This window comes from Cryptosporangium sp. NPDC051539, from assembly GCF_044454545.1.
Taxonomy (GTDB): domain Bacteria; phylum Actinomycetota; class Actinomycetes; order Mycobacteriales; family Cryptosporangiaceae; genus Cryptosporangium.
On record NZ_JBITDV010000010.1, the window covers coordinates 161,358 to 174,132 of the forward strand.

The window sequence follows — 12,775 nt, forward strand, 5'->3', positions numbered from 1 at the left end:
GGTCAGTTCTCGCTGACCGCGCCGGGCAGCCACTCCGCGAGCTTCCCGCGCACCTGCGGGTCGCCGAAGAACGCGGTGTGCACCACCGCGTTCGCCGACGGCACCACGTACGGCGTGCTCACCCGGTAGGCGCCGGCCTCGTACACGCCCTGCGTCGGCACGACCAGGTCGTTGCCGGCGCCGAAGAACGGGTCGACCAGCGCGTTCAGCGCGGTCAGCTTCAGGTTGCCCGCCGCCGGGGTGAAGTCGGACGCGATCGCCCGGACCGCGCCCGCGATGCCCTGCGCACCGGCTCCGAGCGACCCGGTGTTGGCCGCCGCGACCGCCGGGTTGCCCGGGTCCATGGCCGCCAGACCGGACAGCCCGTTGAACACGCCGGTCGCGATCTGCTTCACCAGCTCGATCACCGCTTCCGCCGTCGCCGTGGCCGGCTCGTCCGGCAACAGCGAGAACAGGTTGCTGAACACGTCGATCAGCGTCGTCCAGCGCTTGGGTGACGCCAGGACCGTGCCGTCGTTCGGCGTCCCGACGTGGATGAGCCGGCGGATCGTCGGAGCCGGGACCCCCGCCGCCGCGGCCAGTGCGGGGTCGGCGATCCGCCGGCCCACCAGCCCCCCTCGCGAGTGCGTCAGCAGGTCGAGCGTCAGCGGCCGGTCGCGCGGTAACCGCCCGAGGAACCAGGTCGCGTTGAACGCCGGGTCGACGTGCAGGGTCTGGTGGTCGAAGCCCAGCACCCGGCCCTCGTACCGCTCGATCAGCTCGGCCAGGTCGGGCCCGGCACCGGGCCGGCCGAGTCCGGCGAACCCGCCCCGGATCGTGCTGAACGTGCCGTGCACCAGCACCAGGAACGGCTTGTCGGCCAGCCCGGCCAGCCGGGTGGCGTCCACACCGCCGGGCTCGGGCACCGCGTCGACGTTGTCGGGCGTCAGCAGCCGGAGTGCGTGCGGCCGGTTCCGGTCCTCCCACCAGCCCACGACGACCTTGCCCGCGGCCGCCGCCGCGGACTCGATCGGGAACCGGATCAGGTGCAGCACCTTCCGGATGCCGAACCCGAGCAGCCCCCGGCGCCCGTCGCCGTTCTCGACCGGCGACATCGGAATGACGAACGTCTGCGTCACCCCGGCGCGCACCGGGGCGATCCCGAGCACGGAAGTGCGCGGTGACCCGTCGGCGATCGCCGCCGCCGTGGCCACCGCGTCGGCGTCGACGTGCCAGCGCATCAGCCCGGCGGAGTCGACTTCCAGCACGACCTGGCCCTCGTCCGGGCCCGGCGCCGGCACCGTCATCTCGACGTGCGGCGCGCCGGTCATCCCGCGCGCCGGGCCGCCCGCGCCCGATGCCCCCGTGAGGCCCGATGCACCCGTGAGGCCCGGTTCCACCGTGATGTTGTCCATCGGCACCGCGAGCACCGACCGCATCCCGGCCGCCTCGACCACCGGGCCGAGCTTGGCGTCGATCCCGTCCTGGGCCGCGAGCGCGGCAGTGAATCCGCCCGGCGCGACCGACCGCACCGGTGCCGACATCGTCGCGGCCGGTACGACGTCGGCGGTCGCGCTCGTCCCGACCGACCGCATCCGCACGCCGTACGGCAGTTCCAGTTGACTATCGCGTTCGAGCTCAGGCACTGCTGACCTTCCCGATCCACCTCACCCGCAGCCGCGGGTGACCGAAATAGACATGGGCCGGTGAGCGCAGGCAGGACCGGCCCGGTCCGCGCGCCGACCAGCACCGCACCGCGTGCGGCGGTCGCTCGAGCGCGGTCCGGAGCCCGGCCGGGATCGGCCCGCACTCCAGCCGCGCCACCGCCTCCGGGCCGAGCACGCTCGGCCGAGACCCTGGACGGACGCCGGAGCGCCTCGGTCGTCACCCCGGGGACGACCGGGTCCGGGTCGTCGAACGCACGCGGCACCGCAGCGAGGTCGGTGACCGGCAGCGGCGACGGCAGCACGCCGACAGTGTGGTGCACCGGCGCGAGGCCGCGCGATCACTTCAAGAGTTGGCGCGCCATCACGATGCGGTTGATCTGGTTCGTGCCCTCGTAGATCTGCGTGATCTTCGCGTCCCGCATCATCCGCTCGACCGGGAAATCCTTCGTGTACCCCGCGCCACCGAGCAACTGCACCGCGTCGGTGGTCACCGACATCGCGGTGTCGGACGCCAGCACCTTGGCCGAGGCCGAGAAGAAGGTCAGGTCGGGCTCACCGCGCTCGGCCTTGGCCGCAGCGACGTACACCAACTGCCGTGCCGACTCGATCTTCATCGCCATGTCGGCGAGCATGAACTGCAGGCTCTGGAAGTCGGCGATCGAGCGGCCGAACTGTTTGCGCTGCTTGACGTAGTCGCGCGCGACCTCGAACGCGCCCTGGGCGATGCCGACGGCCTGGGCGCCGATCGCGAGCCGGGTGTGGTCGAGCGTGCGCATGGCGGTGGCGAAGCCGGTGCCCGGCTCACCGACGATGCGGTGCAGCGGCACCGTGCAGTTCTCGAAGTAGACCTCGCAGGTCGGCGAACCCTTGATGCCGAGCTTGCGCTCCGGCGTCCCGACCGAGAAGCCCGGGTCGTCCTTGTGGACCACGAAAGCGGAGATCCCGCGCGCACCGGCCGTCGGATCGGTCTTCGCCATCACGGTGTAATAGGTCGAGATGCCGGAGTTGGTGATCCATGCCTTGGTGCCGTTGATCACCCAGTTCTCACCGTCGCGCACGGCCCGGGTCGTCATCGACGCCGGGTCGGAGCCGGCCTCGCGCTCGGACAACGCGTACGAGAACATCGCCTCGCCCCGAGCCAGCGGCGGCAGGACCTCGCGCTTCAGCTCGTCCGACCCCGACAGGATCACCGGCGTCGAGCCGAGCTTGTTGACGGCCGGGATCAGCGAGCTCGACGCACAGACCCGGGCCACCTCCTCGACGACGATCGCACCGGTGATCGCGTCGGCGCCCTCGCCGTCGTACTCCTTGGGCACGTGCACCGCGTGGAATCCGGCTCTGGTCAGCGCTTCCCGGGCCTCTTCCGGAAAGCGCGCCTGGTCGTCGACCTCGGCCGCGTGCGGGGCGATCACCTCGTCGGCGATCTCCCGAACCGCGTCGCGCACATAACCGTGTTCCTCCGCAAGCCGGTAGATACCGAACGAAGCGTCCACGGCATAAATCCCTTCCGCCCGGATAAAAGGTGAACACGAGCCTTAACGCTCATTAAGTTGTTCTGACTGTAGCGGTCGGGGAGAGTAGTTCGGCGTGCGGCATGGTAGGCACCACCTATGCTCGTACGGTTGAGACGACCCGGACGGCCCCTGCACCCCGCCCGGCCCCAATAGAGCTGACCCGGTGGGTCTTGCCACAGGAGGAAGCACGCGTGTCGGAATCGATCCCCCAACGACCTCGCCTCACCGTTCTCGGCACGGGTTATCTAGGGGCCACCCATGCCGTCTCCATGGCCGAACTCGGCTATGAAGTGCTCGGTGTAGACGTCGATGAGTCCAAGATCACCAAACTCGCCGACGGCCAGGTGCCGTTCCACGAGCCCGGCCTCGACGAGATGCTCCGTCGCAATCTCGCCACCGGCCGGTTGCGCTTCACGACCTCGTATGCCGAAGCCGCAGAATTCGGCGACGTGCACTTCGTTTGCGTCGGAACGCCCCAAAAGGCGGGTTCGATGGCCGCAGACATGCGCTATGTCGAATCGGCCGTGGTGTCACTCGCGCCGCATCTGACGCGAAAGGCGCTGGTAGTCGGGAAGTCGACCGTTCCCGTGGGCACGGCCGAGTGGGTCGAAGAACTCGTCGCGCAGCACTCGCCCGACGGCCTCGGCGTCGAGGTGGCGTGGAACCCGGAGTTCCTCCGTGAGGGCTTCGCGGTCGAGGACACGCTCCGGCCCGACCGCCTGGTGTTCGGCGTCAAGAGCGAGTGGGCGCAGCAGATGCTCGAGGCCACCTACAAGGGTGTGTACGAGCTCGGGGTGGCCGAAGACCGCGAGGTACCGACGGTCGTCACCGACTTCCCGACCGCCGAGCTGGTGAAGGTCGCCGCGAACTCGTACCTCGCGACGAAGATCTCGTTCATCAACGCGATGGCCGAGGTGTCGGAGGTCGCGGGCGCGGACGTCACGCAGCTCGCCCGGGCGATCGGCTACGACGTCCGGATCGGCAACAAGTTCCTCCGCGCCGGTGTCGGCTTCGGCGGCGGCTGCCTGCCCAAGGACATCCGGGCCTTCCAGGCCCGCGCCGACGAGCTCGGCGTCGGTCACGCGCTGCGGTTCCTCAACGAGGTCGACCAGATCAACGACCGCCGTCGGGAGAAGGCCGTCTCGCTCGTGACCGAGCTCGTCGGGGGCTCGTTGAGCGGGGCCCGGGTCGGTGTGCTCGGTGCCACGTTCAAGCCGAACTCCGACGACGTGCGCGACTCGCCTGCGGTGGCGGTCACGCGTCTGCTGGTCGAGGCGGGTGCACAGGTCACCGTCTACGACCCGCAGGGCATCGACAACGCACGGCGAGCACTGCCGACCGTGACCTACGCCACCTCGGCGATCGACGCGATCCGGGACGCGGACGCGGTCGCGGTGCTGACCGAGTGGGAAGAGTTCCGTCACGCCGACCCGGTGACGCTCGGCAAGGTCGTCGCGCACAAGCGCGTGGTCGACGGTCGTAACTGCCTCGACCCGGCCGTGTGGCGTGCCGCGGGCTGGGAGTACCGGGGCATGGGTCGCGCCTGAACCCGACGTACGTTGGAATCATGCACAGCTCGGCAGAAGACATCCGGAAGCTGCTGGCGGCGAAGACGTGGGCGTTCGTGGGCCTCACGGATTCGCCGTACCGGACCGTGTACCAGATGGCGGCGTTCCTGCAGCGCAACGGCGTCCGGATCGTGCCGGTGAACCCACGGGCGGAGTCCGTGCTAGGTGAAGAGGGTCACACGTCGGTGCCGACCGGCATCGACGTCGTGGCCGTCTACCGTCGCTCGCAGTTCGTCGGGCCGCACTTCGACGAGGCGGTCTCCGCCGGAGCCTCGGGCGTCTGGACGCCGTTGGACGTGACCGACGAGGCCGCGGCGGCCCGCGCTCTGGACGCGGGCCTCACCGTCGTCATGGACCACTGCCCCAAGATCGAGTGGCCCGCGCACGGGCCTAGCTGAGCTCTTTCCGGAGCGCGGCGTCTTTGGTGGCCACCAGGGCTCGCAGGTCGTCCTGGAACGTGGCCATCTTGGCGCGGAGGGTCTCGTCGGTCGCCGCGAGGATGCGTACGGCCAGCAGGCCGGCGTTCCGCGCGCCGCCGATGCTCACCGTGGCCACCGGGACGCCGGCCGGCATCTGGACGATCGAGAGCAGCGAGTCCAGGCCGTCCAGGTGCTTGAGCGGCACCGGCACGCCGATCACCGGCAGCGGCGTCATCGACGCGACCATGCCCGGCAGATGGGCGGCGCCGCCCGCACCGGCGATGATCACCGTCAGCCCCCGGTCGACAGCCGACTCCGCGTAGTCGAGCATCACCCGAGGAGTGCGGTGCGCGGACACCACCCGCACCTCGTGATCGACGCCGAACTCGGTCAGCGCCTCGGCCGCCGCTTTCATCGTGGGCCAGTCCGAGTCGCTGCCCATGATCAAACCGACGGTCACGAATCTTCTCCCTCTCGTAGCCAGTGCACGGCCCGGCGCGCACGGCGCAGGACGTCCTCCAGATCGTCGCCGAGTGCGGTGACGTGCCCGACCTTCCGCCCGGGGCGGAGTTCCTTGCCGTACAGGTGCACCTTGACGCCCGGCTCAGCCGCCATCATGTGGTGGATCCGCTCGTCGAGCGTCATCTCGGCCGGAGGCTTGTGGTGGTGCTCGCCGTCGTCCCCGGAGGCGTCCGCGCGCAGGGCCGCCCCGCTGGGGGCTGCCATTCCGGGGGTCGGGGGCGTCACGTCGCCGCCGAGCAGGTTGGCCATCACGACGTAGGGCGCGGTGAGCCCGGTCGCACCGAGCGGGTAGTCGAGCACCGCCCGCAGGTGCTGCTCGAACTGCGACGTCCGCGAACCCTCGATCGTCCAGTGCGCCGAGTTGTGCGGGCGCATGGCCAGCTCGTTGACCAGGATTCCGTCCGCCGTCTCGAACAGCTCGACCGCCAGCACCCCGACGACGCCCAGTTCGGCGGCGAGCCGGATCGCCAGTTCCTGCGCCTCGATCGCCCGCTCTTCGGAGAGGCCCGGCGCCGGGGCGATCACCTCGACGTTGATGCCGTCGCGCTGCACGGTCTCGACCACCGGCCAGGCCGCGACCTGCCCGAACGGCGACCGGGCGACGACCGCGGCCAGCTCGCGGACCAACGGGACCCGCTCCTCGACGATCAGCGGAGTCCCGGCGTCGAGGAGCTCCTGGACCTGCGCCGGGTCGTCGACCATCCAGACACCGCGGCCGTCGTAACCGCCGCGGGTGGCCTTGGCCACGGCCGGGACCCCGAACCGGATCACGTCGTCCACCGACGCGACCGGGGCCCAGCGGGGCATCGGCGCGGCAAGCGCGGCCAGTTTCTCGCGCATGACCTGCTTGTCTTGCGCGTGGATCAGCGCGTCCGGACCCGGGTGAACCGTGACGCCCTCGGCGACCAGCGCCCGCAGGTGCTCCGGCGGCACGTGCTCGTGGTCGAACGTCACCACCTCGGCGCCGGCCGCGAGCTTGCGGAGCGCGGCCAGGTCGGTGTGCTCGCCGATCAGGACGTCGGCCGCGACGAGCGCGGCACCGTCGTCGGGGTGGGCGGCGAGGATGCGCAGTGACTGCCCGAGTGCGATCGCGGCTTGATGGGTCATCCGGGCGAGTTGGCCGGCGCCCACCATGCCGACTACCGGGAGCCCGGTACGGGGGTGCATGGCAGAAGGCTATCCGGACCGGCCGGTCGAACCGGGGACGGCCGGGGTCCGTGACCATGACATGCAAGACCTTGCCCCGCGAGCGCCTCGGAACGGCGGCGCATATCCTCGATCGGTGAACTTCGTCCGCCGTCTTCGTGACCGCTGGCACGCGCTGATCAAGGAGCTCACGAAGTTCGGCATCATCGGCGTCGTCAACACCGTGCTGGACTTCGCGGTCTGGAACGCGCTGCTGTCGATCGGCCCGATCAAGGCCCAGGTGGCCTCGACCGTGGTGTCTGCCACGTCGTCGTACTTCATGAACCGGCACTGGACGTTCCGGCACCGGGCGCGGTCCGGCCTGCGCCGCGAGTACCTGCTGTTCTTCGTCTTCAACGCGATCGGGCTCGTGATCACCGCGGGCATCCTGGCCATCGCGTCCTACGGGTTCGACGTCGGGAACGTGGCCGCGTTGAACGTCGTCAAGCTGTTCGCGATCGCGATCGCGACGGTGTTCCGGTTCTGGGCGTATCGGCGCTGGGTGTTCCTGCATCCGGAGGACACCCTGTACGAGCCCGACCCGGCGAGAATCTAACCCGTGATTCTTGGTGACGTGCACAGAGTCTCTATCGTGGCGCACGTGACTTTGTTGGCGAAGCTCCGAGCCGGTCGGGACGGGCTCTTCCGTCAGTTGGCGTCGTTCGGGGTCATCGGCGCGGTGAACTTCGTGATCGACACCGCGATCTTCAACCTGCTCTTCGTGATCGGTCCGGTGAAGGCGCAGATCGTGGCCACCACGGTGGCGACGACGCTGGCGTACTTCGCGAACCGCCACTGGACGTTCCGGAAGCACGAGCGGTCCGGGCTGCGACGCGAGTACATGCTGTTCTTCGCGCTCAACGGCGTCGGGCTGGCGATCACCGCGGCGATCGTGGGGGTCGCGAAGTACGGGTTCGACCTGCACGACCAGGTCGCGCTGAACGTCGTCCGGCTGTTCGCGGTGGGCGTCGCCACGCTGTTCCGGTTCTGGTCGTACAAGCGCTGGGTGTTCGGCGGGGTCGTCGTCCCCGACGAGGACGTGGCCGCCGCGGTCGCCGCCGCCGCCCCGCCCGAGTCCGCCGCCGAACTGATGGCCGCGGAGGCCGCTGACGCCGCTGAGATCCACGATCCGCACGCTTCCGAGGCGGACGATCGAGGGGCGGACGAGGCCGTGCTGCCGGAAGGCTCGGTTCCGGGCCAGCGAACCGATCTCGAGCCCGCCCGCGCCGACAGTTAGTCGAGGTCGTCCTCGTCCAGGTCGTCCTCGTCGGACTCGTCGTCCTCGTCGGACTCGTCGGGGAGCGGCTGCTCCTCGAGGAGTTCGTAGATCACGGCGTGGACGTGCTCGACCCGGGGAACGTTCTGCACGACGACAACGCCCCGGTCGGACGCCAGGTCGACGTAGAGAGTGCCGGCGCCCAGCATCCGCTCCAGCAGCGTGTGCTCGAACGAGACGTCCTCGATCCGCCCCAGCGGAATGTCTCGCCCGTACCGCGCCAACACGCCGGACCGCAGCACCAGGCGCCGATCGGTCACGGTCAGCGTCGTCGTCAGCCAGTGCAGCACCGGCCTGGACGCCGACGCCAGCAGCACCAGCACCGCCACCGCCGCGATCCCCCACCGGGTCGACGGCTGCGACACCACGTACCCGAGCGGCCCGGCCAGCCCCACCACGACGACCGCGATCACCGCGGGCCGGACGAGCACCCGCACGTGAGGGTGGCGGTGGACGAGGAGCTCCTCGGAACCGAGCAACAAAACAGCCACCGGCGTCTCCGGAATAATCCGACAAATCGACTGCGTCGGTACTCGACCTCGCGTCCGGCAGGCTAGAGCATGTGGGCGACCAGCGGGGGGAGCTTCATGCGGCGACACGACATCCGAACCATCGGGGTGGGACTGGTACTCACCGGCCTACTCGGAGCCACGGCGGCCTGCGGTGGTGACGACAGCCCGGAACCCGCTGCTCCCACTACGTCCGGATCGAGTAGTGCCGTGACCGGAACCACCGCGGCGGCGAGCCCGGTGACCGGGTCCGCCGCCATCGACGCGGCGATCACGCTGAGCGCACCGGCTGAGGGCGCGACCGTCGGTCGCAGCTTCCTGGTCCGAGGGTCCGGCGTCGCGTTCGAGGGGACGCTGCTCTGGAGCCTGGACGGGCCGGGCGAGCCGATCACCGGCTACACCAGCGCGGGCAGCACCCAGAAACAACCGTTCCAGTTCACGGTCGAGGTACCGGCGGCCGGCGCCTACGAGCTCGCGGTCTACCGGGAGTCGGCCGCGGACGGCAGCCGCACCGACGTGGTCGAACGCCACATCACCGTCAAGTAGCGGCTACTCCTCGCCCGGTCCGTCCACGATCAGGATCAGGCGGCGGGCGACGTCGGCCGGGTCGAGGCGGCCGTCGGCCACCGCGGCGCAGAGCGAGTCGTGGTCGGGCAGGTCGAGCACCCGGGCGAGCATGGAGAGCGGCCGGTCGTGAGCGAGCACGCGGCCCTCGGCGGCCAGCGCCGCCGCGATGTCGCGCCTGCCGTTCTCCACCGAGAGCTCCGAGACGCCCTCGGTGAACCAACGGCGGATCTGGATCTGGGCCTGCGGGCTCTTCGTGAACTGCAGCCACTCCTCGCTCGGCCCCGAATACTCTGACGGCGACGTGAGGACTTCCACCACGTCGCCGTCGGAGAGGGGCCGGGCCAGCGGTACGAGCTGGCCGTTCACCTTGGAACCGATACACCGGTCGCCGAGATGGGTGGAGACCGCGTACGCGAAGTCGACCGGGGTCGCGTCTTCCGGCAGGCTGATCGCCCGGCCGTTCGGCGTGAACACCATGACTTCGTGGTCGGCCAGGCCGGAACGCAGCGAGTCCATGAACTCGCCCGGCTCGGCGGCGTCGCCTTCCCAGTCGAGCACCCGTTGCAGCCACTCGAGTTCGGCGGCCGAGTCACCGACGCGGTCGCGCCCGAACCGGTGCAGCGCCGCGATGCCGTACTCGGCCACCCGGTTCATGCCCTCGGTGCGGATCAGCACGTCACAGCGGCCGTCGGGAGCGATCACGGTGGTGTGCAGCGACTGGTACATGTTGAACTTCGGGACGCCGATGTGGTCTTTGAACCGGCCCGGTATCGGGTGCCAGCGTCCGTGGATGATGCCCAGCGCCGCGTAACAATCGGTCGGCTCACCCTCGATGACCACGACGAGCCGGTCGGCGCCGATGAAGTCGGCGGGCGCGTTCGGGGTCTTGTTGATCTGCTTCCAGACCGACTTGAGGTGGCGGTCGCGCCAGGTCACGGTGGCTTTGATCCGGGCGCCACGCAGTTCGGCCGCGGCACCGGCCACCAGCTCGTCGAGGTACTTGCGGCGTTCGGTCATCCGCATCTCGACCCGGTGCTCGACCTCGGCGTACGCCTCGGGCTGCAGGATGCGGAAGACGAGGTCTTCCAGCTCGCGCTTGATCTGGTGGATCCCGAGCCGACCGGCGAGCGGGATCAGCACCTCGTTCGTCGCGCGCGCGATGCGCTGCTGCGACGGGCCGGACTTGAAGCCGAGCGTCCGCATGTTGTGGACGCGGTCGGCGAGCTTGATCACCAGCACGCGCGGGTCGCGGCCGGCGGTGATGATCATCTTGCGGTTGGTCTCGGCTTCGGCGGCCGCGCTGCCGAACCGGACTTTGTCGAGCTTCGTCAGCCCGTCGACGAGAAGCGCGACCTCGCCGCCGAAGTCGGCACGGAGCTGGTCGAGCGTGTACTGCGTGTCTTCGACCGTGTCGTGCAGGATCGCGGCGACCAGCGCGGTCGTGTCCATCCCCAGCTCGGCGCAGATCTCGGTGACCGCGAGCGGGTGCGTGATGTACGGTTCTCCGCTCTTGCGCATCTGACCACGGTGAGCACGCTCAGCGATCGTGTAGGCGCGGCGGAGGACGTCGACTTCAGCCTTGGGATGCACGGCCCGGTGCAGCCCGAGCAGCGTGTGCAGCGGGTCGGTCTCACGGCTCCCGGCGACACCACCCCGCAACAGAGCCCGGAAGGCTCTGACCGGCCCCCCCGTTACCGTTCCGCCGGTTTCCGCGTCGCTTGACGCGCGCCGGCCGAGCGGCTGAGTCGGATTCGACCCGAACGGGGTGGCCTCGGCGCTCATGCCTCGGCCCGTCCAGGGACTGTCGCAAACCTGCGACCGGACGCGGACCGTTGGGTGTGCTGGTCGAAACCCAGACACGAATCGAAAGCGGTCGAGAGCGCACGCGTCGACATGCGGGCCGCTCACCCCCTAGTCGGTCGCCGAGACAGGAAGTCGAGATGTACCGATGGTATGCGCCCAAACGGCGCGTTGGGGCCCCCGACGGGGCGTCCGATCCGTGCGGCGCCCTCAGATAGGCCGTTCGACGGAGCCCGGCTAACCGATTGATCTCGGCGAGGCTTGCGTATCGATGTGTTTCCGATATATCGTTAGTGCATCGGTACTACATCTACTCAGGAGGCACTCATGTACCGCACACCTCATGAACACCGCGGCCGAGGCCGTGGACGGCATGGTTTCTTCCCCGGCTTCGGCGGTCAGCCGCCGTTTCCGCCGGGGGCTCCGGGCTTCGGTCCGGGGGGCCCGGGCGGTCCGGGTTTCGGCGGCCCGTTCGGTCCGCACGGCCGGGGCGGGCGTCGGGGCCGGCGTGGCAACGTTCGCGCCGCTGTTCTCGTCCTGCTCCGCGATCGGCCGATGCACGGTTACGAGATGATCGGCGAGATCGCCGAGCGCAGTAACGGAATGTGGCGGCCCAGCCCGGGCTCGCTCTACCCCGCTCTCCAGCTCATGGAGGACGAGGGACTGGTCACGATCGAAGAGAGCAACGGGAAGCGTCTCGTCTCTCTCACCGACAGTGGCCGCGCCGAGGCCGACGCACTCGCCGAGCAGCCCGCACCGTGGGCGCAGGCGTCCGAGGGCGTCGAGCAGAGCATGATCGACCTGCACCAGGCGATCGGCCCGATGGTTCAGGCCGCCGGTCAGGTCGCTCAGGTCGGCACGGAGGAGCAGCGGCAGAAGGCGGTGGAGATCCTCACCGAGGCCCGCCGTCGCCTGTACGGCCTACTAGCCGAATCGGAGTGAACACCAACATCGATGGCCCGCGTCGTTTCCGACGCGGGCCATCGGCTTGCGCGCTGCCCCCGAGCCCAAGCCTGCGCTCCGCCCCCGAGCCCGCGCTTGCCCTCTGACCCCCGAGCCCAAGCCTGCGCGCCGCCCCCGAGCCCGCGCCTTGCTCTGACCAGGAGCCCGTTCAGATGAGGCGGCGGTCTACGGCCCAGCGGGACAGTTCGTAGCGGTTGGACATCTGGAGCTTGCGGAGCACGCTCGACACGTGCGTCTCCACCGTCTTGACGCTGATGAACAGCTCGCTCGCGATCTCCTTGTACGCGTAGCCGCGGGCCAGTAAACGCAGCACCTCGCGCTCGCGGTTCGTGAGCAGGTCGAGCTCCGGGTCGCGCACCACGGTCTCGGGCCGTTGCGTGAACGCGTCGAGCACGAACCCGGCCAGCCGCGGCGAGAACACCGCGTCGCCGTCGGCGACCCGCTTCACCGCGTCGGCCAGCTCGTCCGCGGCGATCGTCTTCGTGACGTAGCCCCTGGCGCCGGCCCGGATCAGCCCGATCACGTCCTCGGCCGCGTCCGACACGCTCAGAGCCAGGAACTTCACCTGTGGCAGCGTCGGCCGGATCGCTTCCAGCACGGCCCGTCCCCCACCGTCGGGCATGTGGACGTCGAGCAGCACGACGTCGGGGGTGAGCGCGGTGATCACCGACACCGCCTGCGGCACCGTGCTGGCCTCACCCACGACCTCGACCGATCCGCCGAGTTCGGCGCGGACGCCGGCGCGGAACATCCCGTGGTCGTCGACCAGGACGACCCGGACCCGGCCGTCAGTTGGTGTCGTCATC

At 69.9% G+C, this 12,775-nt stretch carries 13 protein-coding genes; 6 read left to right on the plus strand and 7 right to left on the minus strand.

Features of this window, described 5'->3' with window-relative positions:
• Positions 1–2: 2 nt before the first annotated feature.
• The gene (locus tag ACIBZJ_RS29170) at positions 3–1,625 is read right to left on the minus strand and encodes a hypothetical protein (protein ID WP_395935155.1); all 1,623 of its coding nucleotides are present in this window, start codon (positions 1,623–1,625) and stop codon (positions 3–5) included.
• 359 nt (positions 1,626–1,984) lie between these two features.
• Complete coding sequence (locus ACIBZJ_RS29175; protein WP_395935157.1) at positions 1,985–3,139, minus strand: acyl-CoA dehydrogenase family protein; 1,155 nt, start codon at positions 3,137–3,139, stop codon at positions 1,985–1,987.
• A gap of 101 nt (positions 3,140–3,240) precedes the next feature.
• Here ACIBZJ_RS29175 and ACIBZJ_RS29180 point away from each other — a divergent pair, with 101 nt between their 5' ends.
• The gene (locus ACIBZJ_RS29180; RefSeq protein ID WP_395935159.1) at positions 3,241–4,707 is read left to right on the plus strand and encodes a UDP-glucose dehydrogenase family protein; all 1,467 of its coding nucleotides are present in this window, start codon (positions 3,241–3,243) and stop codon (positions 4,705–4,707) included.
• Between the two features lie 20 nt (positions 4,708–4,727).
• Positions 4,728–5,126, plus strand: coding sequence for a CoA-binding protein (locus ACIBZJ_RS29185; protein WP_395935161.1), 399 nt, complete (start codon positions 4,728–4,730; stop codon positions 5,124–5,126).
• Here the strand turns inward: ACIBZJ_RS29185 and purE are convergent.
• Both purE and ACIBZJ_RS29195 read right to left on the minus strand, forming a co-directional pair.
• Positions 5,119–5,589 (minus strand): 5-(carboxyamino)imidazole ribonucleotide mutase, encoded by a 471-nt coding sequence (gene purE / locus ACIBZJ_RS29190; RefSeq protein ID WP_395935578.1) that lies wholly within the window; start codon positions 5,587–5,589, stop codon positions 5,119–5,121. The genes ACIBZJ_RS29185 and purE overlap by 8 nt on opposite strands.
• A 14-nt stretch (positions 5,590–5,603) precedes the next feature.
• Complete coding sequence (locus ACIBZJ_RS29195; protein WP_395935163.1) at positions 5,604–6,836, minus strand: 5-(carboxyamino)imidazole ribonucleotide synthase; 1,233 nt, start codon at positions 6,834–6,836, stop codon at positions 5,604–5,606.
• 115 nt (positions 6,837–6,951) lie between these two features.
• Between ACIBZJ_RS29195 and ACIBZJ_RS29200 the strand changes: the two genes are divergently transcribed.
• Positions 6,952–7,410: a GtrA family protein gene (locus tag ACIBZJ_RS29200; protein ID WP_395935165.1), complete on the plus strand. Its 459-nt coding sequence runs from the start codon at positions 6,952–6,954 to the stop codon at positions 7,408–7,410.
• Between the two features lie 45 nt (positions 7,411–7,455).
• A complete protein-coding gene (locus tag ACIBZJ_RS29205) occupies positions 7,456–8,091 on the plus strand; it encodes a GtrA family protein (protein WP_395935167.1) in 636 nt (211 codons plus the stop codon).
• Here ACIBZJ_RS29205 and ACIBZJ_RS29210 read toward each other — a convergent pair.
• Positions 8,088–8,621, minus strand: a complete 534-nt coding sequence (locus tag ACIBZJ_RS29210; RefSeq protein ID WP_395935169.1) for a PH domain-containing protein — start codon at positions 8,619–8,621, stop codon at positions 8,088–8,090. The genes ACIBZJ_RS29205 and ACIBZJ_RS29210 overlap by 4 nt on opposite strands.
• A 228-nt stretch (positions 8,622–8,849) precedes the next feature.
• On the opposite strand from ACIBZJ_RS29210, the gene ACIBZJ_RS29215 reads away from it, so the two are divergent.
• Positions 8,850–9,185: a Gmad2 immunoglobulin-like domain-containing protein gene (locus ACIBZJ_RS29215; protein WP_395935171.1), complete on the plus strand. Its 336-nt coding sequence runs from the start codon at positions 8,850–8,852 to the stop codon at positions 9,183–9,185.
• Positions 9,186–9,188: 3 nt separating this feature from the next.
• Here the strand turns inward: ACIBZJ_RS29215 and ACIBZJ_RS29220 are convergent, their stop codons facing one another.
• A complete protein-coding gene (locus ACIBZJ_RS29220) occupies positions 9,189–10,865 on the minus strand; it encodes a RelA/SpoT family protein (protein ID WP_395935173.1) in 1,677 nt (558 codons plus the stop codon).
• Positions 10,866–11,333: 468 nt separating this feature from the next.
• On the opposite strand from ACIBZJ_RS29220, the gene ACIBZJ_RS29225 reads away from it, so the two are divergent.
• Positions 11,334–11,948, plus strand: coding sequence for a PadR family transcriptional regulator (locus ACIBZJ_RS29225; protein ID WP_395935175.1), 615 nt, complete (start codon positions 11,334–11,336; stop codon positions 11,946–11,948).
• A 169-nt stretch (positions 11,949–12,117) separates the two neighbouring features.
• Here ACIBZJ_RS29225 and ACIBZJ_RS29230 read toward each other — a convergent pair whose 3' ends face one another.
• Positions 12,118–12,774: a response regulator gene (locus ACIBZJ_RS29230; RefSeq protein ID WP_395935177.1), complete on the minus strand. Its 657-nt coding sequence runs from the start codon at positions 12,772–12,774 to the stop codon at positions 12,118–12,120.
• Position 12,775 lies beyond the last annotated feature (1 nt).

Bases quoted from the DNA above. Each gene is read 5' to 3' on its own strand.
- ACIBZJ_RS29180 (WP_395935159.1), top strand. From the start codon at position 3,241: ATGGTAGGCACCACCTATGCTCGTACGGTTGAGACGACCCGGACGGCC.
- ACIBZJ_RS29185 (WP_395935161.1), top strand. From the start codon at position 4,728: ATGCACAGCTCGGCAGAAGACATCCGGAAGCTGCTGGCGGCGAAGACG.
- purE (WP_395935578.1), bottom strand. From the start codon at position 5,589: ATGGGCAGCGACTCGGACTGGCCCACGATGAAAGCGGCGGCCGAGGCG.
- ACIBZJ_RS29195 (WP_395935163.1), bottom strand. From the start codon at position 6,836: ATGCACCCCCGTACCGGGCTCCCGGTAGTCGGCATGGTGGGCGCCGGC.
- ACIBZJ_RS29225 (WP_395935175.1), top strand. From the start codon at position 11,334: ATGTACCGCACACCTCATGAACACCGCGGCCGAGGCCGTGGACGGCAT.
- ACIBZJ_RS29230 (WP_395935177.1), bottom strand. From the start codon at position 12,774: ATGACGACACCAACTGACGGCCGGGTCCGGGTCGTCCTGGTCGACGAC.